The 25,345-nt window shown below is 43.6% G+C and carries 23 protein-coding genes and 1 pseudogene; 12 read left to right on the top strand and 12 right to left on the bottom strand.

Annotation, left to right across the window (positions count from 1 at the left end):
• Positions 1-407 precede the first annotated feature (407 nt).
• Positions 408-962, top strand: coding sequence for a DNA starvation/stress protection protein DpsA (gene dpsA / locus HWQ23_RS00685; RefSeq protein ID WP_292822855.1), 555 nt, complete (start codon positions 408-410; stop codon positions 960-962).
• A gap of 305 nt (positions 963-1,267) precedes the next feature.
• Here the strand turns inward: dpsA and HWQ23_RS00680 are convergent, their stop codons facing one another.
• On the bottom strand, positions 1,268-1,405 hold the full coding sequence (locus HWQ23_RS00680; RefSeq protein ID WP_292822854.1) for a hypothetical protein: 138 nt from the start codon (positions 1,403-1,405) through the stop codon (positions 1,268-1,270).
• Positions 1,406-1,534: 129 nt separating this feature from the next.
• Here HWQ23_RS00680 and carB point away from each other — a divergent pair, with 129 nt between their 5' ends.
• The 6 genes from carB to nblB all read left to right on the top strand — a co-directional run bounded on the left by carB (position 1,535) and on the right by nblB (position 9,405).
• Positions 1,535-4,804 (top strand): carbamoyl-phosphate synthase large subunit, encoded by a 3,270-nt coding sequence (gene carB, locus HWQ23_RS00675; RefSeq protein WP_292822853.1) that lies wholly within the window; start codon positions 1,535-1,537, stop codon positions 4,802-4,804.
• A 610-nt stretch (positions 4,805-5,414) separates the two neighbouring features.
• A complete protein-coding gene (locus tag HWQ23_RS00670; protein ID WP_292822852.1) occupies positions 5,415-6,371 on the top strand; it encodes an RNA polymerase sigma factor, RpoD/SigA family in 957 nt (318 codons plus the stop codon).
• Between the two features lie 245 nt (positions 6,372-6,616).
• Positions 6,617-6,961: a DUF760 domain-containing protein gene (locus HWQ23_RS00665; protein WP_292822851.1), complete on the top strand. Its 345-nt coding sequence runs from the start codon at positions 6,617-6,619 to the stop codon at positions 6,959-6,961.
• A gap of 486 nt (positions 6,962-7,447) precedes the next feature.
• A complete protein-coding gene (gene mutT, locus HWQ23_RS00660) occupies positions 7,448-7,921 on the top strand; it encodes an 8-oxo-dGTP diphosphatase MutT (RefSeq protein WP_292822850.1) in 474 nt (157 codons plus the stop codon).
• Between the two features lie 248 nt (positions 7,922-8,169).
• The gene (locus HWQ23_RS00655) at positions 8,170-8,634 is read left to right on the top strand and encodes a CBS domain-containing protein (protein ID WP_292822849.1); all 465 of its coding nucleotides are present in this window, start codon (positions 8,170-8,172) and stop codon (positions 8,632-8,634) included.
• Positions 8,635-8,739: 105 nt separating this feature from the next.
• Complete coding sequence (gene nblB / locus HWQ23_RS00650; protein WP_292822848.1) at positions 8,740-9,405, top strand: phycobilisome degradation protein NblB; 666 nt, start codon at positions 8,740-8,742, stop codon at positions 9,403-9,405.
• A 156-nt stretch (positions 9,406-9,561) separates the two neighbouring features.
• On the opposite strand, the gene HWQ23_RS00645 is transcribed toward nblB, so the two are convergent.
• Together HWQ23_RS00645 and HWQ23_RS00640 are read right to left on the bottom strand one after the other, a co-directional pair.
• Positions 9,562-10,218 (bottom strand): PEP-CTERM sorting domain-containing protein, encoded by a 657-nt coding sequence (locus tag HWQ23_RS00645; RefSeq protein ID WP_292822847.1) that lies wholly within the window; start codon positions 10,216-10,218, stop codon positions 9,562-9,564.
• 432 nt (positions 10,219-10,650) lie between these two features.
• Complete coding sequence (locus HWQ23_RS00640; protein ID WP_292822846.1) at positions 10,651-11,169, bottom strand: DUF456 domain-containing protein; 519 nt, start codon at positions 11,167-11,169, stop codon at positions 10,651-10,653.
• 354 nt (positions 11,170-11,523) lie between these two features.
• On the opposite strand from HWQ23_RS00640, the gene HWQ23_RS00635 reads away from it, so the two are divergent.
• A complete protein-coding gene (locus HWQ23_RS00635) occupies positions 11,524-12,438 on the top strand; it encodes a M48 family metallopeptidase (RefSeq protein WP_292822845.1) in 915 nt (304 codons plus the stop codon).
• 71 nt (positions 12,439-12,509) lie between these two features.
• On the opposite strand, the gene HWQ23_RS00630 is transcribed toward HWQ23_RS00635, so the two are convergent.
• Together HWQ23_RS00630 and rpaB are read right to left on the bottom strand one after the other, a co-directional pair.
• Complete coding sequence (locus HWQ23_RS00630; protein ID WP_292822844.1) at positions 12,510-13,148, bottom strand: cofactor assembly of complex C subunit B; 639 nt, start codon at positions 13,146-13,148, stop codon at positions 12,510-12,512.
• A gap of 91 nt (positions 13,149-13,239) precedes the next feature.
• Positions 13,240-13,968 (bottom strand): response regulator transcription factor RpaB, encoded by a 729-nt coding sequence (gene rpaB, locus HWQ23_RS00625; RefSeq protein WP_292765338.1) that lies wholly within the window; start codon positions 13,966-13,968, stop codon positions 13,240-13,242.
• 170 nt (positions 13,969-14,138) lie between these two features.
• On the opposite strand from rpaB, the gene radA reads away from it, so the two are divergent.
• Both radA and HWQ23_RS00615 read left to right on the top strand, forming a co-directional pair.
• Positions 14,139-15,662 (top strand): DNA repair protein RadA, encoded by a 1,524-nt coding sequence (gene radA, locus HWQ23_RS00620; protein WP_292822843.1) that lies wholly within the window; start codon positions 14,139-14,141, stop codon positions 15,660-15,662.
• A gap of 70 nt (positions 15,663-15,732) precedes the next feature.
• Complete coding sequence (locus HWQ23_RS00615; protein ID WP_292822842.1) at positions 15,733-16,527, top strand: DUF874 family protein; 795 nt, start codon at positions 15,733-15,735, stop codon at positions 16,525-16,527.
• Positions 16,528-16,764: 237 nt separating this feature from the next.
• On the opposite strand, the gene HWQ23_RS00610 is transcribed toward HWQ23_RS00615, so the two are convergent.
• Positions 16,765-17,037, bottom strand: a complete 273-nt coding sequence (locus HWQ23_RS00610) for a hypothetical protein (RefSeq protein ID WP_292822841.1) — start codon at positions 17,035-17,037, stop codon at positions 16,765-16,767.
• Between the two features lie 352 nt (positions 17,038-17,389).
• On the opposite strand from HWQ23_RS00610, the gene HWQ23_RS00605 reads away from it, so the two are divergent.
• Positions 17,390-18,262: a 6-carboxytetrahydropterin synthase gene (locus tag HWQ23_RS00605; protein ID WP_292822840.1), complete on the top strand. Its 873-nt coding sequence runs from the start codon at positions 17,390-17,392 to the stop codon at positions 18,260-18,262.
• A 62-nt stretch (positions 18,263-18,324) separates the two neighbouring features.
• On the opposite strand, the pseudogene HWQ23_RS00600 reads toward HWQ23_RS00605, so the two are convergent.
• The 3 genes and pseudogenes from HWQ23_RS00600 to HWQ23_RS00590 all read right to left on the bottom strand — a co-directional run bounded on the left by HWQ23_RS00600 (position 18,325) and on the right by HWQ23_RS00590 (position 20,847).
• Positions 18,325-18,933: pseudogene (locus HWQ23_RS00600) on the bottom strand (Uma2 family endonuclease).
• A 32-nt stretch (positions 18,934-18,965) separates the two neighbouring features.
• Positions 18,966-19,934 (bottom strand): PrsW family intramembrane metalloprotease, encoded by a 969-nt coding sequence (locus tag HWQ23_RS00595; protein ID WP_292822839.1) that lies wholly within the window; start codon positions 19,932-19,934, stop codon positions 18,966-18,968.
• Complete coding sequence (locus HWQ23_RS00590) at positions 19,927-20,847, bottom strand: class I SAM-dependent methyltransferase (protein WP_292822838.1); 921 nt, start codon at positions 20,845-20,847, stop codon at positions 19,927-19,929. The genes HWQ23_RS00595 and HWQ23_RS00590 overlap by 8 nt, the downstream gene beginning before the upstream one ends.
• A gap of 68 nt (positions 20,848-20,915) precedes the next feature.
• Here HWQ23_RS00590 and HWQ23_RS00585 point away from each other — a divergent pair, with 68 nt between their 5' ends.
• On the top strand, positions 20,916-21,038 hold the full coding sequence (locus HWQ23_RS00585) for a hypothetical protein (RefSeq protein ID WP_292822837.1): 123 nt from the start codon (positions 20,916-20,918) through the stop codon (positions 21,036-21,038).
• A 143-nt stretch (positions 21,039-21,181) separates the two neighbouring features.
• On the opposite strand, the gene HWQ23_RS00580 is transcribed toward HWQ23_RS00585, so the two are convergent.
• The 3 genes from HWQ23_RS00580 to HWQ23_RS00570 all read right to left on the bottom strand — a co-directional run bounded on the left by HWQ23_RS00580 (position 21,182) and on the right by HWQ23_RS00570 (position 24,798).
• Positions 21,182-21,478: a hypothetical protein gene (locus HWQ23_RS00580; protein WP_292822836.1), complete on the bottom strand. Its 297-nt coding sequence runs from the start codon at positions 21,476-21,478 to the stop codon at positions 21,182-21,184.
• 117 nt (positions 21,479-21,595) lie between these two features.
• On the bottom strand, positions 21,596-22,375 hold the full coding sequence (locus tag HWQ23_RS00575; RefSeq protein WP_292822922.1) for a carbon-nitrogen hydrolase family protein: 780 nt from the start codon (positions 22,373-22,375) through the stop codon (positions 21,596-21,598).
• Positions 22,376-23,115: 740 nt separating this feature from the next.
• Positions 23,116-24,798 (bottom strand): DUF3352 domain-containing protein, encoded by a 1,683-nt coding sequence (locus tag HWQ23_RS00570; protein WP_292822835.1) that lies wholly within the window; start codon positions 24,796-24,798, stop codon positions 23,116-23,118.
• Positions 24,799-25,345: the final 547 nt, after the last annotated feature.

The following is a 25,345-nucleotide window of genomic DNA, read 5'->3' as shown; positions in this document are numbered from 1 at the left end:
AATTTTGGAAAAAAAAATTAAATTCTTGCAGTCATCCCATGAGGGAGAAATCAATTCACGCATTCACGCATTGTCCCTTACGCGTCCGCTATTCGCGTTTGTAGGGAAGGGGCAGATGTAGCTTTAACGAACCGCAGGGTGAGAGGTAAGGGAAAAAATTCTACTCTGTCTTCCGCATCTCCCGACTCTCTAGGGAATTACGCACACTTAAGTTTGAATGTCAATAATAATAAATACATGCAACTTGATGGCACGCTCATCAAGTTGCAAACAATAAACTTGAGATTTTTAGTAAGCAAAAATACAAAATCTTGTGATGGCGAATCGACTTGCTCTTAATTATTAAAATGTTAATATGTAAGGAATAAGCAGTTAAAATCTATAACTGCTAAAAAGCGAGGAGAACAATGTCTGAAACGCAAACTTTGTTACGGAATTTTGGTCATGTATATGACAATCCCGTCTTGCTGGATCACAGCGTCACTGCTCCAGTTACAGAAGGATTTAACGTCTTATTAGCTAGTTTCCAGGCACTATACTTACAGTACCAAAAGCATCATTTTGTAGTTGAAGGCTCAGAATTTTACTCTCTGCATGAGTTTTTTAACGAAAGCTACAACCAAGTACAAGAGCACGTTCATGAAATTGGGGAACGCTTGGATGGACTAGGTGGTGTGCCAGTAGCCACTTTCAGTAAGCTAGCAGAATTAACTGTTTTTGAGCAAGAATCTGAAGGCGTATATTCCTCTCGCCAAATGGTAGAAAATGACCTAGCCGCAGAACAAGCCATTATTGGCGTAATTCGCCGCCAAGCTGCTCAGGCAGAGAGTTTGGGGGATAGGGGCACACGCTATCTCTACGAAAAGATTTTGTTGAAAACTGAGGAACGTGCTTATCATTTGTCTCACTTCCTCGCCAAAGACAGCTTAACCTTAGCGTTTGTTCAAGCTGCTCAAAGCTAAAGCTCTGATAATCTAGATTTGTCTACCTAGACTCAAAGAAAAAGTTGGCAGCACTAACTCTTAAAATAATATAAAAAATGGCAGAGAATGGTATCCCTATTTCTCTGCCATTTTTAATCTAAGTAAACATATTTACATAATATTTAACATTGAAAATATTTAGCAATTAGCTAGTTAATAAACATTCTTAATTAAGAAATTTATTTGTGCTGAATAATCAGGATAGATATATGCCAAAATAAATTACCATTTGTTGCCAGGTGTCATCAGCTTAAAGAATAAAGATTCGCAAAAGCTTAATAAATTTAAGCATGACAATTAAATAAAATTAGAAATACAAAATCATCGTTAGGTATTGGGCATTGGGCATTGGGCATTGGGCATTGGTTATTCTCCTTGTCTCCCTCATCTCCCTCATCTCCCTCATCCCCCTCATCCCCCACTCCCCACTCCCGACTCCCCTCTGTGTCATCAAACTTAGAAAATCTTAATAATAAAAAGCACCAGAGGGGGTAAAGACCCTTAAAATAATCAGGATTTGATTTGTATTCTCGTACTCCAAGGCAACGACTATGCCCCGCCGTGACGACCTCCGGAAGATTCTCCTGTTAGGCTCTGGTCCAATTGTGATCGGACAAGCCTGTGAGTTTGACTACTCTGGCACTCAAGCCTGCAAAGCGCTGCGAGAAGAAGGCTATGAAGTGGTTTTGGTCAACTCCAACCCTGCAACGATTATGACCGACCCGGAAACGGCAGATCGCACTTACATTGAGCCTCTGACACCGGAATTGGTCGAAAAAGTCATTGAAAAAGAACGCCCTGACGCTCTACTACCGACGATGGGAGGACAAACCGCCCTCAACCTCGCCGTTGCTTTAGCCAAAAATGGGGTGTTGGAAAAGTACGGCGTTGAGTTAATCGGCGCTAAACTACCAGCGATCGAAAAAGCCGAAGACAGAAAACTTTTTGGTCAGGCAATGGCAAAAATCGGAATAGCTGTGTGTCCTAGCGACACAGCCGAATCTTTGGAAGAAGCCAAAGCTGTTGCCCGCCAAATTGGTACTTATCCCCTGATTATTCGTCCAGCTTTCACAATGGGTGGAAGTGGCGGCGGTATTGCCTACAACCAAGAAGAATTTGAAGAAATGGCACAGGTAGGTATAGATGCTAGCCCTGTTTCGCAAATTCTCATTGACCAGTCTTTACTCGGCTGGAAAGAATATGAACTCGAAGTGATGCGTGATTTGGCAGATAACGTGGTGATTATCTGCTCCATCGAAAACCTTGACCCTATGGGTATCCACACTGGCGACTCGATTACCGTCGCTCCCGCGCAAACCCTCACTGATAAAGAATATCAAAGGCTGCGGGATATGGCAATTAAAATCATCCGCGAGATCGGCGTGGAAACTGGCGGTTCTAATATTCAATTTGCCGTCAATCCGGTTAATGGGGATGTGGTTGTAATTGAGATGAACCCCCGCGTTTCCCGCAGTTCGGCTTTATCTTCCAAAGCCACGGGTTTCCCGATCGCTAAAATTGCCGCAAAATTGGCTGTGGGCTACACCCTGGATGAAATTCAAAATGACATCACCAAGAAAACTCCCGCGTCCTTTGAGCCGACAATTGACTATGTGGTGACAAAAATTCCCCGCTTCGCCTTTGAAAAGTTTCCTGGTTCAGAACCAGTGCTCACAACCCAAATGAAGTCAGTCGGGGAAGCAATGGCAATTGGGCGGACATTCAACGAATCCTTTCAAAAAGCGCTGCGATCGCTAGAAACAGGACGCGCTGGTTGGGGTTGCGACAAAGCTGAGAAATTACCCAGTGGCGAACAAATTCGCGCCCAATTGCGGACACCTAACCCCGATCGCATTTTCGCCGTGCGTCATGCCTTGCAGCAAGGAATAACCATTGAGGAAATCTATGAACTCACTGGTATTGACCGATGGTTCCTGGATAAATTGCAGCAACTGCTAGATGTCGAAAAATTCCTGAAACGGACACCCTTACAGCAATTGACAAAAGAGCAACTTTATGAAGTGAAGCGGGACGGATATAGCGATCGCCAGATTGCCTATGCCACCAAAACCACCGAAGATGAAGTTCGCGCTTACCGCAAGTCACTAGGAATCATCCCAGTTTACAAAACCGTGGATACCTGCGCGGCTGAGTTTGAAGCATTTACCCCTTACTACTATTCTACCTACGAAGAAGAAACAGAGGTTTTGCCAACAACCAAGCCAAAAGTATTGATTTTGGGTGGTGGCCCCAACCGCATTGGGCAGGGAATTGAGTTTGATTATTGTTGTTGTCACGCCGCCTATGCCTTGAAGGGAGCGGGGTATGAGACGATTATGGTCAACTCCAACCCAGAGACAGTTTCGACAGACTACGATACCAGCGATCGCCTTTACTTTGAGCCTTTAACAAAAGAAGATGTTCTTAACATCATCGAAACTGAAAATCCCGTCGGGGTGATCATCCAGTTTGGCGGACAAACACCGCTAAAGTTGGCTATTCCTTTACAAGAGTTTCTTAACAATGACACATCAGGACTGATCACTAAAATCTGGGGTACATCACCAGATTCTATTGACATGGCAGAAAACCGGGAGCGGTTTGAAAAGATTCTTCAACAGTTGAATATTTCCCAACCGCCTAACGGTATCGCTCGGACTTACGAAGATGCGCTGATTGTCGCCAAACGCATTGGCTATCCGGTGGTGGTGCGTCCCAGCTATGTGTTGGGGGGACGGGCGATGGAAATCGTTTATTCCGATACTGAGTTGGAACGCTACATGACCTTTGCGGTACTAGTGGAACCAGAACATCCGATTTTGATTGATAAGTTTTTGGAAAATGCGATCGAAGTTGATGTAGATGCGATCGCTGATCATACAGGACGGGTGGTGATTGGTGGCATCATGGAACACATCGAACAAGCCGGAATTCACTCAGGAGATTCCGCTTGTTCCTTACCTTCCATTTCCCTATCACCAGCAGTTCTCAATCAAATTCGCACTTGGACGGTGCAGCTAGCACAAGCGCTGTCAGTCGTGGGATTGATGAATATTCAATTTGCCGTTGTCGGCGCAAGCAGCTATTCTCCCCAAGTTTACATTCTGGAAGCCAACCCCCGCGCCTCCCGCACAGTCCCCTTTGTTTCTAAGGCAACGGGCGTACAGTTGGCGAAACTAGCATCCTTAATTATGTCAGGCAAAACCTTAGAGGAGCTACACTTCACCGAGGAAGTTATTCCAACCCACATTGCTGTAAAAGAAGCTGTATTACCCTTTAATAAATTCCCTGGAACTGATACAATATTAGGCCCAGAAATGCGCTCTACTGGTGAGGTGATGGGGATTGACAGCGACTTTGGGCGTGCCTTTGCCAAAGCGGAAATGGGTGCTGGGGAGCATTTACCACTGACGGGAACTGTATTTGTATCAATGAGCGATCGCGATAAACCTGCTGCGGGTGCTGTGGTGAAGGAATTTATCGATTTGGGCTTTAAAGTGATGGCTACACTTGGTACACGCCGAGTTCTTCTCGAACACGGGTTAAATATTGAGTTGGTGTTAAAACTCCATGAAGGTCGTCCCCACGTCCTCGATGCAATCAAAAACCAGAAAATCCAACTTATTATCAACACACCTTCAGGGGAAGAAGCTCAGACTGATGCTAGGTTAATCCGTCGCACAGCTTTAGGTTACAAAATTCCGATTATTACTACGATCGCGGGTGCAAAAGCTACCGTTGCCGCCATCCGTTCCTTACAAAATACGACTTTGGACGTAAAAGCCATCCAAGATTACTGCGCGATCGTCAGTAAGGAGTAGGGAGTAGGGAGTGGGGAGTGGGGACAAGGCAGATGAGGGAGCAGGGAGCACAGGGAGCAAGGGAGAAGAGTTTTTCCCTCAGCAAGAGCAGCACCCCGCCCCTGGAGCCTCTTTTCAATGCCCTACGCCCTATGCCCCATGCCCAAGAAAAATTAAAGAATTGTTATAAGAGAATGACTATAGTTCTCATTGAGATACTTTAACAAATATGAGGAAAATTATTGAAACCAGATAATTTCTTAAATTGACTTCTAGTCAGCCTTGAGAAAATGGGCGACATTGCATGAACTGGAACAGCCAGGAAATTTAACGTCGCCATCTAGCCAAAACATTCTCATAAATGTTACAATTGTTAATAAGGTTCCCATAGAAAAATGTTTAAGAAGCTACCTTTTATCTAACTGTAGATACTTGTAAAAAGTAGGAAATAACTGTAATTTTTAGCAGTTAGTAGCCCAAATTTGATTATTATGAGCAGCCGACGAGTTGATCGGGCGCGTAAGTTGCAAACCATAGCATGGGTTCCCAGTCAGACTGGGTAGCACCCTAACAAAGCATCTATCCCTTAATGACCCTACCGCCAAACCCATCATTACCAAAGAGTAGCGCCATGAAGACCGCTCAGACAGCCACAGACCTCGTGCGGACTTACCTGCGTGAGATTGGCCGTGTGCCACTCTTAACCCACGAGGAAGAGATTTTCTATGGTAAACAGGTGCAACGTTCCTGTGCTTTGCATCAATCAAGAGAATGTCTTGTTAGCCAGTTAGATCGTCAACCGACTTTAGAAGAGTGGGCTAAAGCGACAAAACTAGAACCAGCAGAGTTGAACGAAGTGATCGCTGATGGTGAAATTGCCAAGCGCAAGATGGTAGAAGCCAATTTGCGGCTGGTAGTGTCCGTTGCCAAAAAGTACATAAAGCGCAACGTCGATTTACTGGACTTGATCCAAGAAGGTAGTATTGGTATGCAACGGGGCGTGGAAAAGTTTGACCCCACCAAAGGCTACAGGTTTTCTACCTATGCCTATTGGTGGATTCGGCAAGCAATCACTCGTGCCATAGCCGAAAAAGCTCGTACCATTCGACTGCCTATCCATATAACCGAAAAATTAAATAAGATTAAAAAGGCACAGCGCCAATTGTCTCAAAAGTTGGGACGCGCTCCGACAGCTGGTGAGCTAGCTGAAGAATTAGAATTGACCCCCAAACAAGTACGAGAGTATCTAGAAAAGGCGCGTTTGCCCCTTTCCTTGGATTTGCGGCTGGGTGATAATTACGACACCGAACTTGGAGAAATGCTGGAAGATCCAGGAGCATCTCCAGAAGAGTTTGTCATGCAATCTTCTCTATCTTATGACTTAGATCGCCTGATGGGCGATCTTACGCCACAACAAAGGGAAGTGATCACGCTGCGCTTTGGCTTAACTGATGGGCAAGCCCTGACTCTGGCTAGAATTGGTGAAATACTGAACATCAGTCGGGAACGAGTCCGGCAAATTGAGCGGGAAGCCTTAACCAAACTTCGCAAGTCTAAAGCCAGCATGGATGAATATTTGGCAAGTTAAAGGAAAGTTAGGAGTTAAGAGTTAGGAGTGAGGAGTTAATTAAAAACTCCTCACTCCTAAGTATATTTATTGGGGTGAGAAAATACGCTGACTTTGGTACGGTTACACCTACTTCCACTCTTGGGCTAGGTTGTTACATTAGTTGACAGGAAGACCAAAGAGCTAGCTAAGTCAAATCCAAAACAGGCATTTAATATTCAAATCACAAGCACCGCAGCCAGTAGTGGTAGTTAAGGATCTAAAACATGAATAACCCATCCAATCGTGTCTCAGAATTTTTTAATAGCGAATCAGAAACTAGCGATTTATTATGGCAGTACGTTAAATCCTTGAGTCCAGAGACAGTTACGCAGCTATCCAAACCTACGTCTACCGAAGTCTTTCAGGTGATGGAACGTAATATTACCGGACTGTTGGGAAATCTACCTTCAGAACATTTTGGTGTTACTGTAACTACAAATCGGGAAAATCTGGGTCGCCTTTTAGCCTCTGCTATGATTAGTGGCTATTTCTTGCGTAACGCTGAACAGAGAATGAATTTTGAAATCGCCCTACAAGGAGATGAAACCAACAACAGCGAAGTTGACTAGAAATATAAAATTTAGGAAATCCTATCCTATATTGTTGGTCTGATAGCTAGTCACAGTCAGGGCGATAGGAATTTCAAATAAGCCTCTGCGAAATCTTTGCCTCTAATTCCAAATCATACATCAGGTCAATCTTTTTAAAAAATCCAAAATACTGAAAAATTCAGGTTGAAATCTAAACGCATAGGTACTTCTCTACGAGACGCTACGCGAACGCCTTCCCGCAGGGTAGGAACGCGGAAGTTAGCCTAGAGTAACGCGGAGTTTTTGGATTTGGTTATCTGTGAACTCATCTAATTTGGTAATTAGTTTAACTAAAGGCATATTTCTAAATGATTAATACACATTTGTGGATAAACTAAGAGCGGTAGACGACCTTCCCAATAAATACAAACTCGGCAGAGTTAAAACCAGTCTGCCGAGTTTTGTTATTAGTCAAGATTCAAAAGTCAGGAATTTTTCCCCTACTCTCGATTTCCCAAATTCACAATGAGTAAAACCAGTTCTTTCCTACCCCATAAAATCATTGGTGTTGCAGTAATTTGGAATGACCAAAAGCAAATTTTAATCGATCGCCGTCGTCCAGAAGGAATGATGGGTGGTTTGTGGGAATTTCCTGGTGGTAAAATTGAGCCTGGTGAAACTATCACCGAGTGTATTCAACGGGAAATTTCCGAAGAACTGGGAATTGTAATTGAAGTGGGAGAGCATCTGATTACTATTGACCACACCTATACAGACTTACGCGTTACCCTCACAGTACATCATTGCCGTCATCTTACAGGTGTTCCCCAACCTTTGGAATCCGATGAAATTCGCTGGGTAACTTTGGAAGAACTGGAGCAGTTTACTTTTCCTAAAGCAAATACTCAAATTATTGCTGCCTTAAAAAGGGACTGGGGAGTAGGAAAGACACAGGGAGATGAGGGAAATGAGGGAGATGAGGCAATACGGTTCGGTTAAGGCAAGAGACGCGATAAATCGCCGTCTCTACAAAGAACTGATTATTGTAAAGACGGCGATCGCGTCTTTGCGATTAGCGGCGTGTCATCAAAAAACCTTATCCGAACCGTATTGGGAGATAGGGGGGAAATAACCAATGACTTTTGACAAATGCCCAATCCCGTAACAATCTATTAATTGCATCAGGTTGAGTCCCGCAATTTCCTACAATAGGCGCAGGGACTTTGATTTAAGGTGTCAGCAAATAAATGCCTAAAACCGTTACCGATGTAATGAGCCGCGATCCTATTGTCGTCCGGGCGGAAACTCCACTGAAGGAAGCTATCCAAATTCTCGCAGAACGCCACATCAGCGGATTACCTGTTGTGGATGATGTCGGTAAATTAGTGGGCATTATCTCAGAAACCGATTTGATGTGGCAAGAAACTGGTGTTACTCCACCTGCGTACATTATGTTTCTTGATAGCGTTATCTATTTACAAAATCCTGCTACATATGATCGTGACTTGCACAAGGCACTAGGGCAAACCGTTGGGGAGGTGATGAGTAAAAACCCGATTAGTATTTCCCCTGATAAAACTTTAAAGGAAGCAGCCACAATCATGCACGATCGCAGCGTTCACCGCTTGCCAGTACTTGACAGTACGGGTCAAGTAATTGGTATCCTCACTCGTGGTGATATTATTCGGGCAATGGCAGCAAGTCAAGATTAGTCAAAAATAGAGACGCGATTAATCGCGTCTGTACAAAAGCCAAAAATAGAGACGCGATTAATCACGTCTGTCTTTTTTATACCTTTGAAAATCAAGGATAACTAAATGAGTATTACTTCGGAGTCTGTTAAGCAATTGCTCAGTTCTGAGGATTTAGGCGATCGCTTACGTGCAGTAAATCAAATTCGCCAACTGGAACCTGCGATCGGCTTTGAATTGATTCAAACTGCCATTGGCGATCACAATTCCCGTGTCCGTTACTCAGCAGTGAGTCAAATGGATACACTCGGAACGCAGGATTTACAGTTATCCTTGGATATCTTGCGCGATCGCTTGCTTCATGACTCCGAAGTAGATGTCCAAGCAGCAGCAGCAGACTGTTTGGGTGCCCTGAAGTTACGTGAAGCTTTTGAAGATTTGCAGCAGCTTTATCATACAACCGATGAATGGCTAATACAATTCAGTATCATTGCTACATTAGGAGAGTTGGGCGATCCACGAGCCTTTGAACTACTCAAAGAGGCACTCTCGTCAGAAAACGAATTAGTCCAAACTGCTGCTATTAGTTCTTTGGGTGACTTGGGAGATGCACAAGCAGTTCCCTTATTGGCTCCCTATGCTACCAATCCAGATTGGCAAATTCGTTACAGACTTGTACAAGCCTTGGCTCGTTTGCGTAATCCAGAAGCCAAATCTATATTAGAAACTTTGGCTAATGATGAAGTAGAAGCGATCGCAACTGAAGCCAAAAATTCTTTGCAATCAGTTTAAGTCTATCTAAGGTTAAGAAAATTCACCTTTAATATAGATTTATCTGATACTAAAAAATTCGACCTGGTTGGTAAATTTTGCATTCCAGCCAGTCGAATAGATAAATTCAAGTTACTTTTAGTTGCTAAAAGTAACTTGATGATATTTAGGATAAGTCTATTGAACGAAACTCTTACGGCGGCGAGACATGGCCATGACTGCACCTACTGCACCTAAGCCTAATAATGCAGCTGGTTCGGGAACGGAAGTTACTGCAAGACCAGTAAAAGTGGCTTTGAATGTTTTACCAGATGTGTAGTCATTTTCTGCATTAGTATCTTGAGTAGAAAAAGTGATATATCCGGTTCCATTGGTTTTGTTACCCGATCCATCATCAAAGAATCCAACGTAATTCAAATTTATATCTGTTCCTGCGTTCTGTGTTGTGAATGTTGGGGTACCCAAAGACGTTAAACTAAATGTATTTGCTCCATCTCCTAAAGTACCAGAGGTTGCAAATACACCTAAGTCAAGAAAAAGAGAACTCGATGTTAAGGGGTTAGTAACGTTGAATATGTGAGCTGCGTCAAATGCTGTAAAACTTCCAGTTTGTAATGCTAGGGAAGCTAAACCAGGGTTAGGGGTAAATTGTAAGGATGTATTTGACACTGTAACTGTAGTAGCAGGAAACCCAGCACCACCGTAATTAAAACTACCATTGAGTGCAGCAGCTTGAGCTGAACCAACAGATGTAAACAACCCAGTAGCAGCTAAAGGAATTGCAGCAGTAATGGCTAAAGTTGCATTTAGTAATGTAGATTTAAAACCAATCATTGTTGTTTGAGGCTCCTAGGAATAATTTTAAATCAGAGCAATTGCTTTACTTTTAATCTCAGTAATTTATAGAAAATACTGTCAGTGAAAGCGAAACTTGCGTGATGTATTTCTTATCTCCATAAAATCACATAGATTTAGAGCCTGCAATATTTACTTAGTGGTCTTCATCACATCTTTAACGCATTACTTTCCTTCATGAAATTTTAATTGCCTACATATCTGCGCTTCGTATATATTTCATTTCATCGGGTTTAAATTGTTGGCGATCGCTATAGGGGTTCCCAGGTGCATGAAGTAGATATCAAAACCTCGCCTCTAACCCCTCTTGAACTCACAAAGAGGGGTTAGGGGTGAGGTAAAGCGGTACGTCACTCTTATTAAGAAACGCTATAACTGCTACGTATTACGGCTGTTCTCAAATCTGTCAGATTAAGAGGCAAATACCTGTGGCCAAGTTGTCACAACGAAAACTACAACTGCGGCGATCGCTAACAAGCCTTGAATCAAATTTCCAACCAAAGACCCGACTATAATTCCTATACCCGCCTTAACCGCTAACCCAAATTCACGTCGGTAAATATACTCACCAATAATTGCTCCCAAAAGCGGCCCTAGTAAAATTCCTAACAGTGGGCCTCCAAAAGGCAACGTTGGCAATAATCCCAAAAATCCCACGACCAAACCGACAATTGCGCCAATTTGCCCCCACTTGCTAGCTCCAGCTTGTTTTGCTCCTACATAACTTGCTAAAAAATCTACTCCGACACTGAGCAGTAAAACTATAATTGTCACAATTAGGGGAATTTTGATAGCCGCAAAGGAACTACTAACGATTCCCCAGACGATAATTGCAATTAAAATTAAGCTGCTACCAGGAATGGCAGGAACTACAGCACCAATGATACCTACAAGCATTACAGCAAGTAATAGCCAATAAATAATTTGCATAGATAAATTTCTAAATTTCCGAGGGGCGCACAGCTAGCTGTGCGCCCCTACTGTATATTCTATCTGGACAAGATGGTAAAAAATGCCTAGACTTTAACCTGAACCAAATATGTTTTTCTAGTTCAATCTGGTAAAATCTCTCTCTAGATCGCTCTTGGCTCGTCTTGGTAATTGTCGGTTATGGGGACTAATTCAGTTGTTGGGCAGATACAATTTACACTGTTCAAAAAACTCAATAGCAAGCGCGTTACTTGCGGTTTGTTTATTAACCCATAGCCACAGGCGTAGTGAAAGCACAAGCCGTTCCTACTGAAACTGAACTTCCCAAACACTCCAAGACAAAACTCAAAACTAATGACGAGAAAAATTTTAACTGGACTGAGTTCAGAAGCCTACGAACACCCCTTCGATCGCAAAGCCTTGGCTTCTTTGCAAAATATGCCCGGTGTCTCCTTGCTACTCAAAAAAGTTAATGAATACGGCATCGATCGCTTACTCAGGCTGCAAAGCCTTGGTAGTGAAATTAGAATTTCGCCCCGTAATTTTCCCCAATTGCATGAAGCATTTGTAGAAACCTGCCAAATTCTTGATGTTGCTCCACTTCCTGAACTGTGTCTGTTTCGAGGCACAGGCCACATTGAAACCTACATTGTTGGGGTAGAAAAACCCCTTGTTGGTATAAATTTAGATGCAATGGAGTGGCTTGGCGCAGATGAGTTACTTTACGTTTTCGGACACGAAGTCGCTCGCATCAAGAGTCAGCACATGGTTTATCACCAAATGGCAATTGTTATGCCAAGTTTGAAAAATTTGTTGAACAGTACCACACTGGGGGTTGGTGGCTTGGTAGCTAGTGGTATGGAACTGGCTTTATATAATTGGCGAATGATGGCTAGGTTCACTGCTGATCGGGCTGCAATGCTGGCTTGTCAGGATATTGACGTAGCAACTACTACACTGATGAAACTCGCAGGTTTGCCAGATGAGTATTTGACTACTGCTGTAATTGAAGATTTCCTTGTTCAAGCCCGTGAGTTTGCATCCAATAGCTTTGATCCTGTTGATAAGGTTACGAAAATATTAAGCTATACAGAACCTGGACTTTCCTGGGTAGTTATGCGGGCTGGCGAGTTATTAAAATGGGTTGATTCAGGAGAATATGAGAATGTAATTCAACTGAAAAATTTAAAGACACCAGAAGAAGCGGAAGAAAAAGAAGGAAATACACTGGAAGAAAAGGAAGGGTGGAATTTTTTGACTTCTTGGTGATTGAATTTTAGATTTTAGATTTTAGATTTTGGATTGCTGATTTTAGATTAAATTCTAAACTAGCCAATCACCTAAGAGCCAAGAGTAACGGCTAATTTATCAGCAATTCCCGCAATCCAGTTTTCATCTTGTTTGGTGTAACTGCGAGGAGCATTCGCGCCCAAAATTAAAGCACCTTGGTTGCCAATAGGTTGACAAATTACACCTTGAGTATTTTCTGGTAAATAATCAAATTCAAGCCTACCTGGATATATTTTTAGCGCAACTAAATAAATTGGCTTTTGTTTTTCGAGTACCTGTTTTAAGATTACTCCTGGTACAACTTCAGATTTTGTACCTAGAATCCCGCGACGCAACAAAACTTTACCTTGATAAAAAACCACAAGCGATCGCGTTACTGTATTGGTTAACAATAAATGAGATGCCCAGGCTAGCTCTGTTTTCACGGCTTCAGGTAAATCTGCTGCTAGTACAAAACCAACTTCACCAATTAGTTCTACAATATCAGGCGATCGCGGCTGAACTTGCTGCCAAATTAAACCCGTTAAAATTAACACCGCACTCAAAATCACGCCTACCACATCACCACGCGATTGAGACTGGGTTAATTCTGGTGTCAATAAACGGTTAATCAGCAAAAGCACAGCGCCTAGCCCACCGACGACAATGGGTAGACGCCGCAAAACTCGATTAGGATCAGGTTTAGTCATCCTTGGAAAAAGTTATGAGTTATCAGTTATGAGTTATGAGTTGAAGAAAGTTTTTAACTCCTCACTTCTAACTCCTCACTCCTAACTATTTTCACTCCTCCCCTGGTTCAATAATTCGCTGGAAAAGATAACCCGTACCCCGTGCTGTGAGAATCAATTCTGGGTTGCTAGGATCATCTTCTAACTTTGCCCGCAAACGGGATATATGCACATCCACTACGCGGGTATCCACATGACGCTCTGGTGTATAACCCCAAACTTCCTGCAAAATTTCCGAACGAGAAAAAGCTTCTCCAGAGCGACTGACTACCAACTCTAGTAAGCTGAACTCCATACCCGTCAATCGAATTCGCTCATCGCCTTTGTAGACTTGTCGCTTATTCGTATCGATTTTAATATTAGCGACATGGATCACACCAGAACTAGGAATGCCAGAACCACTGGTTTTGTCTACCCGCCGCAACACCGAGCGAATTCGAGCTTCTAGCTCCTTGGGGGAAAATGGTTTAACTACGTAGTCATCAGCACCTAATTCTAGCCCGGTGATGCGATCGGCTACATCACCCAAGGCTGTTAGCATAATAATCGGGACATCTGATTCTTTTCGTAATTCTTGACATACACCATAACCGTCTAGTTTTGGCATCATTACATCCAAAACTACCAGGTCAGGATCAGTTTTGCGAAAAGTTTCCAAAGCTTCTTCCCCGTCGCCAGCCGTCACTACATCGTAGCCAATCATGGAAAGGCGCGTTTCCAAAATCCGGCGAATGCTGGCTTCGTCGTCTACCACCAAGATTTTTTCTTTATGGCTTTCCAAGTTTCTCAAGGCTCCTTCACTAAAAATTTACATGATTAATTTTTAATACCATAATATTAAGATATCATTCCACCAATTGATTTGGAAAAAGCTCTAAATACTACTATTATTGGTTTTTAGTTTTTTTCAAGAATTAAGAAAATATTAAGATTATTTAATAATATTTAAGAATGGCAAAGTCAAAAACCTTTTTCGTTTGTAACGATTGTGGAGCAGAATCATCTCAGTGGTTTGGTAAGTGTCCAGGTTGTGGCACATACAATTCTCTAGAAGAGCAGATTACTATCCAGTCTTCAGTAGATGTACCCAGTCGGGGGGGAGTGAGTAGTTGGCAATCAACTCAAACCAATGGCAAATCTCACTCTAAACCAGCTAAAGCGCGAGCCTCCTTAACATTTGACCAAATTACTGATCGCCAAATTGCCCGTTGGGAGTCTGGTTATGAAGAATTGGATCGGGTGCTTGGGGGTGGCATTGTCCCTGGCTCTATGGTGCTGATTGGAGGTGATCCGGGTATCGGTAAATCTACTTTATTACTGCAAGTATCAAATCAACTAGCACAGAAATATCGCATCCTTTACGTAACTGGTGAAGAATCGGGACAGCAGGTAAAATTACGAGCTTCTCGTTTGGGAGTATCAAAAAGGCTAAGTTTGGTGAATGAGGAGAAGGGAACAGTAGTAGATACTACACTTCCCATAGACCATGACAGTATAGGTGCAGATTTATATGTACTGCCAGAAACAGATTTAGAAGAAATTTTACGGGAAATAGACTCTCTAAAACCCAACGTGGCGGTGATTGATAGTATCCAAACGGTGTTTTTTCCGGCGCTTACTTCTGCACCAGGTTCGGTGGCTCAGGTACGGGAATGTACCGCAGCACTGATGAAGGTAGCGAAGCACGAAGATGTGACTATGCTGATTGTGGGACACGTCACCAAAGAAGGAGCGATCGCTGGGCCGAAAGTTTTAGAACACTTAGTAGATACGGTGTTGTATTTTGAAGGCGATCGCTTTGCCTCCCATCGGTTATTACGGACAGTAAAAAACCGCTTCGGCGCAACTCACGAAATCGGCATTTTTGAAATGGTGGCCGAGGGACTGCGGGAAGTCTCCAACCCCTCAGAGCTATTTTTAGGCAACCGTGACGATCCCGCTCCTGGTACTGCCATTGTCGTGGCTTGCGAAGGCACTCGCCCGATAGTTGTGGAATTGCAAGCTTTGGTGAGTCCCACCAGCTACCCTTCACCCCGTCGTGCTGGTACTGGCGTAGATTACAACCGTTTGGTGCAAATTCTCGCCGTCTTAGAAAAACGCGTGGGAATTCCGATGTCCAAGTTAGATTCTTACGTTGCTTCTGCGGGTGGGTTGAATGTGGAAGAACCGGCGGTAGATCTGGGAATAGCGATCGCGATCGTTGCCAGTTTCCGCGATCGCATAGTTGATCCGGGTACAGTATTGATCGGTGAAGTTGGCTTAGGCGGACAAGTGCGATCGGTTTCCCAAATGGAACTGCGGTTGAAAGAAGCTGCTAAGTTGGGATTTAAACGAGCGATCGTCCCAAAAGGAACAAAATTTCCTGACCTTAACATTGAGATATTACCAGTATCTAAAGTAATAGATGCAATTATCGCCGCCATCCCGCATCAGGAACTAACAAATGACGATTTAGAACCCGATGAAGATGAGTAACCATAGCTTTGCTTTTTCAGTGGTTGGGGGGATCAATACAGTAAAACACCACAGCAAAGGAGAATCCACGATGACAACCCTTAGCCAAGACTATCAAATCACTTGGGAAAAACTACCCGATGATTACAAACTGCCAGATGATCCAGTGGACAACATCAACCAACCAGCCTTAGCCGCAGCACTTACACAAAGCTTAGAACTTGCCGGAAAACTCCCACCCAATGCGCTGACGCCAACTAATTACGGCATCTGCGCCACATTAAATGGCAAAATCGTCGTTAAAGCTCCAGACTGGGCGTATATTCCGAAAATCGGTGTTGATAGAGAAGAAGTAATACGCAGTTATACCCCCCAATTACAAGGAGACATCCCCGTAATTGTGATGGAATTCCTTTCTGATACAGAAGGCGGGGAATATTCCATTAAACCCACTTATCCTCCTGGTAAATGGTTTTTTTACGAGTGCGTCTTAAAAGCTCCAAACTATGCCATTTTTGAACCTGATAGCGGCAACTTAGAAGTTTATCGCCTAGATCACAATACAGGCAGGTACATTGTACAAACCTCCAACGAAAACCAACGTTACTGGATAGGGGAAATGAATCTTTACCTTGGCGTATGGCAAGGTATGCGTGAAAACCACACAGGAAATTGGTTGCGGTGGTGGGATGAACAAGGAAACCTATTACTCTGGGGTACTGAATTAGCTGAACAAGAACGCCAACGCGCCGAACAAGAACGCCAACGCGCCGAACAAGAACGCCAACGCGCCGAACAAGAACGACAACGCGCCGAACAAGAACGCCAACGCGCCGAACGACTAGCAGCACAATTGCGGGCTGCGGGAATTGAACCTGAAGATTAGACTTCTTGCAAAAAATTTAGGTTTGCTAGATTAGCAAATTTTTCGCTAATCTAGCATTTTTTAAACAGTGCGCGGAAGTCCCCACCTTCATAGAAAAACGTAGCATCTGTTAAAATTGTGCGATCGCCTGCTGAAAAGTCAGTTTAAGACTGGCTTTACCTGTTTTCGGAGATGTCTATTAAGAGGATGTTTGAAAAGTATTTTTGGTAACATCAAAGCCTCCCAAACCTAACCCTCCTAGCCTGCATTCTTTGCCTCTGGTAAGGTGAGAAAATATGCGATCGCAGCATCCCCTAAACCTTTTGTAGCGATCGCGCCAGCCCCAGATGCCACCAAGCTACCGAAACCAGGTATAAATTTTAAGGCAATATCAGCAATACCGATCATGCCAAGATTTGCTCCAAGACCTACTCCCCCATTTACAAAAAAGTCTTTGACAGTTTGATCAGAAAACTTCCGTCCACTTAGCCAGCCAATATATGTAACCATAAAAGTCTGAATAGTAGCCACAACTGGTATCGCTGCACCTGGAATGGGATTGATAGAAACAAAAGTACACAAAGTCGCGGCTACACAGACAAAACCTGCCTCCGCAGGTTAAAAACCCTTCATTTTTTCTTAGTCCACGGAGGTGGACTTTGTTTGTGTAGTAGCGAATTCTATTCGCCCAATACTTTTAAAACATCCTCTAAGCTAATCTTTAAAAAATGCGTCGTTTTTGCCAGAGAATACCCTGTAAGGCTTTCAGTATCGTTGTAAAATTGTCCGAAGTGTTGATTCCCCTAACCACTGACAGAGAAATTAGTTTATCCTGGAAACAGAAAAAGATTAAGAAATTTTAAATTCTGCTGCTACTGTACTCATGCAATGTATTGTTAATCGCCGCGCCCAGTTTTCAGCAAGTCATCGCTATTGGTTGCCAGAACTGAGTGAAGCCGAGAATATTGAAAAATTTGGTGCTTGCTCTAGATTTCCGGGACACGGACATAACTATGTCTTATTTATCTCCCTAGCCGGGGAATTGGATGAATATGGCATGGTGCTAAACTTGTCTGATGTGAAACACGTAATTAAACGGGAAGTTACCAGTCAATTGGACTTCTCTTATCTCAACGATGTCTGGGCAGAATTTCAACAAACTCTGCCCACCACTGAGAATATTGCACGGATTATCTGGCAGAGGTTAGCACCTCACTTGCCTCTAGTCCGTGTGCAGTTATTTGAACATCCTGAACTTTGGGCAGATTATATGGGAAACGCAATGGAAGCCTACCTCAGCATCAGTACTCACTTTAGCGCTGCCCATCGGCTAGCTCATCCTAACCTCAGTAACGAAGAAAACACGCTTGTTTATGGTAAGTGCGCTCGTCCCAACGGTCACGGACACAACTACCATCTAGAAGTCACTGTCAAAGGGAAAATTGACCCACGTACCGGCATGATTATTGATTTAGGTGCCCTGAATCAAGTGGTAGAAGATTATGTGGTAGAGCCATTCGATCACACATTTTTAAACAAAGACATTTCTTACTTTGCCGAAGTTGTGCCCACGGCTGAAAATATCGCACTTTATATTAGTAATTTATTGCGATCGCCTATTCAGGAATTGGGAGCTAAACTTTACAAAGTGAAACTGATTGAAAGTCCCAATAACTCCTGCGAAATCTACTGCACGGAGTCGGAATCAGATTCAGTCAGCGCAGCCGTGAATCACCCAGTATTGGCACAAGTTTAGTTAATTAGAAACTTAGGCATAAGACATAGGGAATTTATATCATTCCAATGCCCAATGCCTAGCTAGAAAAGTTTACTAACTAAGCAGTTGAAACCAGGTAGCAAAGGACTTGTCAATTCATCTTGACTAAATAAAGTAACTGCTAGCTTTAATGCAGCTTGTTCACGACGATAAACCTCAACTTTTTTCTGTATAGAATCGCAAGTCCAATATTCCTGAACCCCTTGCACCGAGTAAAGCTTTAGCTTTGTTTCCCTGTCGCGTTTCTCATTTTTTTCGCCGGGTGATAAAACCTCTACTACTAACTCCGGTGCGCCCGTAAGGTGTCCAGCTTCATCTAGCAAGTATTTTAAGCGTTCATGACTTGCCCACACCACATCAGGGATTACATTGTCAGAATCTGAGAAAATAATTCCAGGTGCGATGTCTGACGACAAGCTGCTCCGCATCTACGCAGCTTTACCTAAACCAGTTTCATCTGACCAATTGTTAAGAAATGTAACAATATTGCCACAACTTGATTGATGATCCCAAGTAGGTGCTTTAGTCACAAATAGTTCTCCATCGATAATCTCATAGCGATTCCTGCGTTCACGAAGTGTCTCGGAACGAGAATCGCTAGCAAAGAACTCTAGGTCAGCAGTCGTCCAACGCACTGGAGTTGTTTGCATAGAAACCCCCTAGCATTTTCTTAAATCATATTTTAAAAATACCGACGACGGGCGGAATGTCGCAAATAGCGATAAATGCCCCAGGCTAAAACTCCAAAAAAGAGATTTAGCAAAAAGCGAGTAAGTATAAACCACAATATATCACTGTCAAAAAACTTGGACGGACTCAAGGGACTAATTTTGCTGGCTAAGAGAAACAGCCCAAAAATAGCATTTCCACCCAGCACGAGGGTAAACAGCACTAAACTCCTCTGCCAGTAACGGCGTTGGGGTGTACGGACTGAAATCAGGGTAATTACAGGTTTACCTTGTACTTTTCGGAGTAATTGTTCCAGTCGCCAAAACATCCACAATAGAAACGGAAATAAACCATAAGTAAGGAAATTTAGGGGTATTGAGTAACGTCCAGCACTAGATAGGACATTAACTAGGGCATGACAAATTACAGAATTTAGCCAAGCCCTAAAAATTAACTTCCTGTCTCGATTTAATCGAGTGTGGGAGGAAATATAAATTCCCAAAGCATATCCCCAAGGCGCAGAGAACATGGCGTGGACTGGCGTGCCAATAGTCCGGTCAAGAATTGATGCGGTATCGTGGAACAGGTAAATCCAGTTCTCCTCGGCAGTGAATCCAAGGGTAGCGGCTATAGTGAAGAGGAAAACCGTAGACTGAAGTAATCGATACCTGCGTTGCAGATAGCAGGTTGGGACAACAACTGCTGCCAATTTGCAGCCTTCTTCAATTGGGCCTACTTCCACAAGCTGCCGCAAGGCTATACCAGGAAGCGATCGCTTGATCTGATGCCAGTCTACAAAAGAGTTGGCTACAGTTTCAAAAACCCTTTCGAGGCTCAGGGCTAAAAGACCAGATATTGCCCCAATGATAAAGAACATCAGCAACTTTAACAAAGGTGGGGCAAATGGCACTCGACAATAGTAGTAGCCTAGCAGCAGCAAGGGTGGTATGGCTGCCCACAACACTAGAGAAAAATCAACCACTCACCTGAGCGATCGCTGTGCGGTGACGGTGGGTATTGTTAGTGATAGTGGGAGTTTGGAAACCCGCTTCAACAATAGCCTGCTCAATGTCCAAAGCGAAATATTCATCTAAATACGGTTCGGTACTTTTGAGCAACGTCAAAATGTAAGCTGGCATTTTCTTGTAAACTTCAGATTTGGGATTCATGTCCATGATTGCTAAGTAGCCACCGGGACGCAGCACGCGCCGCATTTCAGCTAAAATCTGTCGGGTTGACGACTGGGGCAATTCATGGCACATCAGGAAAATGGAGACTAAATCAAAAGAGGCATCAGGTAGTCCAGTAGATTCAGCTTGGGCATGAAGCCAGTTTATTTTAGCTTGGCGTTGTTGGGCGCGGTAATTGGCAACGGCTAAGAAGTAGGGAGATAAGTCCAAACCTGTAATTTGGGCATGGGGATAAATTTCTTGCATGGTAAATGTACTCAAACCCACACCGCAGCACAAATCTAGGATGTCTTGGGGTTGATTGGGGATTTGAACTTTGAGGATATCGTGGTAACTTTGGCGGAGTTTAGCATCTCCTTCGGCTCCAGCATCCTGCCAGATTCCGGCATGGACGGTACGAGCAGCAACTTCTAGCTCCCAAGCCGCTTTCCAACTGAGGTTTCCGCCTTCGTAGGCATGGAACGGCCGCAAGTAGTATTCTGGGTAGGAAAGCTGAGGATTTTGTACTTGAGCTAGATCAGCCTTCCAATCACGCGCCTGTAGTGTTTCGACTTCTTGCGTCCAAGGCACACCAATTTTCTCGGCACGTTTAATCATCATTTGTCTAGCTTGATGTTTGGCTAGGTTAGCTAAAGGCTTGATTGCCAATATGCCATTTACCAAACGGGAAGCAAAGCCAGGATTAGTGTTTACAGCAGCAGTCATAAGTCAGTTTGCATTTAACAGCCTTTTGTACTTATGACATACTTGCTGGAGGCGAGTCTAGATGCAAATTGAAAAACATTCTGGAGGGTGGGGAGTGGGGAGTGGGGGGAGATGAGGGGGATGAGGAAGCAGGGGGAGCAGCAGAGAGAAGAATTAATAACCAATGCCCAATGGCAATGGCACTAAGATAAGCCCAAACGTATATTCTGTAAGGGTTTGAAGCACTGGGATGTGACAAGCGAGGGAATGCAGTGGAAAAAAACACTTAATTCGCGGAATAATTCCGCGAATTAAGTAGTTGACAAATACAAAATTCTCCTACACAATATTTTTTCTAATCAAACAGTTTTGAGGTCAGGGTAGAACGAAGTTCCACACCTTCTCCCACGAGATAGGCGATAACTCTACTAACTGCATTATGGCAACTTTTATCAGTGTCTAAAAGTTGAGAGAGAAACGCCCATAAAGTAACAATTGGGTCAAATAATCGACGGCTATATTTTATAAAAAGTTTAGCCAGAGATTCTTGAATCACCGTGTCAGGTAACAATTTTTTAAAAGGTAGTCCTAGACTTTGGGGAAATTTCTGTTTGAGTATTTTGACACGTCGAGGCACAGTAGAAATAGTCATTTTAAATCGTCTCTGGTATTCAGTCATAGTTTGCCTGTATACTAAAAACTTTTTCTACTGTAGTCGCATTGTTTAGTTAAATACTATTTTTATTTTCTGGAGATCCCTAAAGCCCGCTCAGAAGGTTTGGCGCTCGTTGCTCCGAGCATCGTTGCAAACGAGGTGCGGCTCGTAGATCCCGTCCCGAACCTTACGCCTCCACGGTCGTGCGAGGTTCGGTTCGCTGTCGTCCAAGTCAACGACCGCCATTACTGGTTCACCGTGCTGCGGACACTGCACCAGCCATTTCCCGCGAGGTGAAATCAGACCAGACGGTGCGCCTTCGGACTGCGTGAGCGCGGCATAGCTGACCCAGTAGCTGTTCATCGCCGCGAGTGCCTGCGCCTGGGTAGCGAACACTCCCTTATTATTCGGCGTACCTGGGCCAGCTGTCGAGAACAGAACGCAATCGACATCGAGCCGCTCGTACTCGCTGAACACTTCTGTAAACTGACATTCCATGCCAACCGAGCATCCAAACCGTAGACCGTCAACCTGGAACGTCACCGGGATGGAGCCTGGTGTGTACATGAAGGTTAGCTTGGTCTTCGACAGCATCCGCTCGTCGTATCGCGTCACTACCTCGCCCCGCTCCGAGATGACGTACAAGCTGTTGTGCGGACGGTGCGGTGGTGTCAGCCGATGCACCGAACCGAGAACGACCCACAGCCGTAGCTCTCGCGCCAAGGCAGCCGTCTGGTTCAACTCCTGCTGGAGAACGTCCCACTGGACTCGATTCCAGTCTGCTGCCCCAACTTGATCGCAGCCAGCGATGGACATGATGCGCTTATGCGGAGAACAAGTAGCTCCCTCTGGGAAGTGTACAAGCCTCGCGCCCGCTTCGTGTGCCTCGCACATCAGACATCGGATCTCCCGCCCGCTCTCGCGCAGTTGAACACTATTGCTAGGGTCAGAGCGAAGCGTGGTTTGCGCTACGGCCATCCGTAGGCGTTTCGGTTCCGGCATGGCTTCTGTTTCCATTCAATTAATTTCCCCTAAAGTGGGAAGTTCCTCAATTCAAACCTAGATTCTGCTTAATTGTAGCCAACTGCAAACATAAATTTTGACACTCCCCCGAAACATTGAATTTACTACGCTTAGTAGCGATCGCAGAAAAATTAAGAACATGACTAGGGCAGACTCGAGGTTTGTGCCAACTAACAAGATTTTCTAATCTTGTATTTTATTTTTAGTTCTTGAAGCGTTTCTTCAATAATTGATTCTGGTAACAGTTCTTTAAAAGGTAGTCCAAATTTATTCTTGAGGATTTGTACTCATAGTGTCACAGTAGTGTTTATGATGTTGGCTTGCTCGTCTCCTGTGAAAGTATTTCATGAACGAGCTTCGCTTTTTCTACCCCCAAAAACTTTTGGACAACCGTACATCATTTTTCTATTGGCGATGCCGAAGGCGGTTCGCTTTGCGACCATCGCCTGAACCATACCATTACTGCTCATCCAGCTTTTCAAGCTATAGCCCTTATTCTACATAGCGAATAGCTTTTCTTAGTGCCATTCTTTTATACCCCTATACCCTTACACCCAGAAACCAGTTATATCAATGTTTTACGGTTAACTTAGTGCCATTCGCCCAATGCCCTATTTTGCAGTATTCGGCTTCAGAGCTAACAACATCTCCAATTCACTGGTGGATTTATCAGGGCTAGTGGCGGTAATACCAAAACCACGAATGGAACCCAGGATGGTGATGGTATCGGCGTTAGATGAGATAAAACTATTGATCAGGGGCACAGTTTTAGTTTTATCCATATCTAAGTAGAAATAACCGCCATTGGGCTTTTGCAAAGAACCAGTAACAGCTTTGAAGGTGTCGCTATTGTCGAGAGATGGATTCTTGCGATCGCTAACTGCCTCAGCAATGGGGCCACCAAGAGCTACAAATACAGTATCTTGATCCAGCCAACCATGTGCCAATAAAGCTCCTTGTTGGGGGATTTGCCATTCAGTTACGTCTTTACCAGCGATATTTTTGTTGGCGATGTTAATTCGTTGAGTTTTGGCGAGGGTATCCAATTTTGTGAAGGTGGCTTCGGCAGTTTTGCGATCGCTAGTATCAAATACTAAAGCACCTCCAAAACCAACACTTGCTAAAACCCCTTGATTTGATGGAATTGCACCAAAGGCAAATTCTCCATTCATCCAGCCAAAAATATCCTTATCCAGGTCTATATTCACAAATTTCAGTTGCGATCGCACCTGTTCTAGAGCTTGCTTCATTTGGGGATAATCTTTTGACTGTTCTACTACCGTTTCCCAGCCACGGCTGATGCCACTTCCGCTAATCAGAGCAAAGGTATCAATCGGAAATTGCCCGACTATATTCCCAGGAGTTGATTGATACTGAAATTTATTTAGTTGTGGATCTAAATTCGCGATCGCTTTTAGCCGCACTCCTGCATCATCAACACCAACACCCGCTACCACAGATTTTATCTGCTTCAGTTGCGTCAGGGTTTGTGCAGGTAACTGCTTTGTCTGCGGACTTGCGGCTGATAATTGCTGTACCATACCTGCATAGTCTGGTACATAAATTTGGGCGAGGCTGTTTTTGACATCCACTCCTTGGTTGAGAATGCTGCTAGCACCTTCTTTACTGGCCAAAGAAGACTGTCCCTTAAAGGTGTCAATTGCTTTTTCTACAGCTTGCTTTTCCGGGGCTAATACCAAGTGACTATTATTTAAAACTACGCTATATGTCGGCTTGCCATTTTGTCTAGTTTCGATAATTTTTTCACCTTGGTAGTCAGATTCCTGGAATTTCACCCCTTTTTCTGACTTCAATTTATTAGCAAAATTCAAGGCGCTGAGTTTGTCCTTGATTCCCACTACTATCAGGATATTCGGTTTCTGTTGTAAATTTGTCGGTACATTAGATCCCCCAGACGGCACGTTTAACTGTGCCGGTTTCACAGGATTTGTTGGCAGTACAGCAATCATCACACCACCAGCCCAAGGCTTTATGTCTTTTTCATAAGAAACGTTACTGTTACTGAACATTTGCTTATTGAAATCTTCCAGACCTTTAGCCACTAACTTTTGTGCTTCTGGAGTACCAAACTGCTGTAACTTTGCCCAGCCTTGAGAGTCAGTAGTAATATAAGCTGCCATAAATGCTGTTGAAGGTACTACTTTAGCACTGTCTAGAGCATCTGAGCTACCTCCTGATGGGCTTTTAAAATAGGTATAAGTCGCTATACTTCCTGCTACAACTACAGCAGCACTAACAGCAGGAATGAAAAACTTTGATTTACTTTCAGGCATTTTGTTATCCTCTTTTGCTCCGATTGTCACCGAGATTTATACAAGTGTCATTGTAGAGTTTTCGGATTTATTAATAATCGACGCTCATTGATCGGTATTTACTGATAAAATTAGTAGTCCTATAAGTTAGCAGTCTAAAATTACCCTCAAAAATACTTCAAAGGGATGATGGGCGAATCCGCAAATGTTATGCTGTTCATCTCAAATAAGATAGCCTGTTCAGCAGCAGCAAGCTATCCTAAGTTATAAGAATAATTAGGAGTATTTGTACTTAATGAGAATCTATCGAGGTGCAAGAGACTCTTGACCCGATGACAAAAAAGTGCAAAACATCAGGAAAAGTAAATGCGGGAGGGATATGGAAAAAAATCCAAGCATCGGCAGCCGACCTTCGGAAATTCGGGTGAGATTAATTTCAATCCCCCAATCCCAAAGGGGAGTTTTCACCTCCGTAATGCCCTGTTGGGGAAATACATTAAGACACCGCTATTTTGCTTAACTACATCCAGCCAAGCCAGACTTTTCAGAATTACAAGGTCAGTAAGGA

It is taken from the genome of Nostoc sp. JL33 (genome assembly GCF_017114985.1).
Classification (GTDB): Bacteria; Cyanobacteriota; Cyanobacteriia; order Cyanobacteriales; family Nostocaceae; genus Nostoc.
This window is presented reverse-complemented; position numbering and strand designations above follow the sequence as displayed.

Excerpts from the sequence above, each read along its gene's own strand:
- dpsA (WP_292822855.1), top strand. The coding sequence starts at position 408 with ATGTCTGAAACGCAAACTTTGTTACGGAATTTTGGTCATGTATATGAC.
- carB (WP_292822853.1), top strand. The coding sequence starts at position 1,535 with ATGCCCCGCCGTGACGACCTCCGGAAGATTCTCCTGTTAGGCTCTGGT.
- HWQ23_RS00670 (WP_292822852.1), top strand. The coding sequence starts at position 5,415 with ATGAAGACCGCTCAGACAGCCACAGACCTCGTGCGGACTTACCTGCGT.
- HWQ23_RS00665 (WP_292822851.1), top strand. The coding sequence starts at position 6,617 with ATGAATAACCCATCCAATCGTGTCTCAGAATTTTTTAATAGCGAATCA.
- mutT (WP_292822850.1), top strand. The coding sequence starts at position 7,448 with ATGAGTAAAACCAGTTCTTTCCTACCCCATAAAATCATTGGTGTTGCA.
- HWQ23_RS00655 (WP_292822849.1), top strand. The coding sequence starts at position 8,170 with ATGCCTAAAACCGTTACCGATGTAATGAGCCGCGATCCTATTGTCGTC.
- nblB (WP_292822848.1), top strand. The coding sequence starts at position 8,740 with ATGAGTATTACTTCGGAGTCTGTTAAGCAATTGCTCAGTTCTGAGGAT.
- HWQ23_RS00645 (WP_292822847.1), bottom strand. The coding sequence starts at position 10,218 with ATGATTGGTTTTAAATCTACATTACTAAATGCAACTTTAGCCATTACT.
- HWQ23_RS00640 (WP_292822846.1), bottom strand. The coding sequence starts at position 11,169 with ATGCAAATTATTTATTGGCTATTACTTGCTGTAATGCTTGTAGGTATC.
- HWQ23_RS00635 (WP_292822845.1), top strand. The coding sequence starts at position 11,524 with ATGACGAGAAAAATTTTAACTGGACTGAGTTCAGAAGCCTACGAACAC.
- HWQ23_RS00630 (WP_292822844.1), bottom strand. The coding sequence starts at position 13,148 with ATGACTAAACCTGATCCTAATCGAGTTTTGCGGCGTCTACCCATTGTC.
- radA (WP_292822843.1), top strand. The coding sequence starts at position 14,139 with ATGGCAAAGTCAAAAACCTTTTTCGTTTGTAACGATTGTGGAGCAGAA.
- HWQ23_RS00615 (WP_292822842.1), top strand. The coding sequence starts at position 15,733 with ATGACAACCCTTAGCCAAGACTATCAAATCACTTGGGAAAAACTACCC.
- HWQ23_RS00605 (WP_292822840.1), top strand. The coding sequence starts at position 17,390 with ATGCAATGTATTGTTAATCGCCGCGCCCAGTTTTCAGCAAGTCATCGC.
- HWQ23_RS00590 (WP_292822838.1), bottom strand. The coding sequence starts at position 20,847 with ATGACTGCTGCTGTAAACACTAATCCTGGCTTTGCTTCCCGTTTGGTA.
- HWQ23_RS00580 (WP_292822836.1), bottom strand. The coding sequence starts at position 21,478 with ATGACTATTTCTACTGTGCCTCGACGTGTCAAAATACTCAAACAGAAA.
- HWQ23_RS00575 (WP_292822922.1), bottom strand. The coding sequence starts at position 22,375 with ATGTGCGAGGCACACGAAGCGGGCGCGAGGCTTGTACACTTCCCAGAG.
- HWQ23_RS00570 (WP_292822835.1), bottom strand. The coding sequence starts at position 24,798 with ATGCCTGAAAGTAAATCAAAGTTTTTCATTCCTGCTGTTAGTGCTGCT.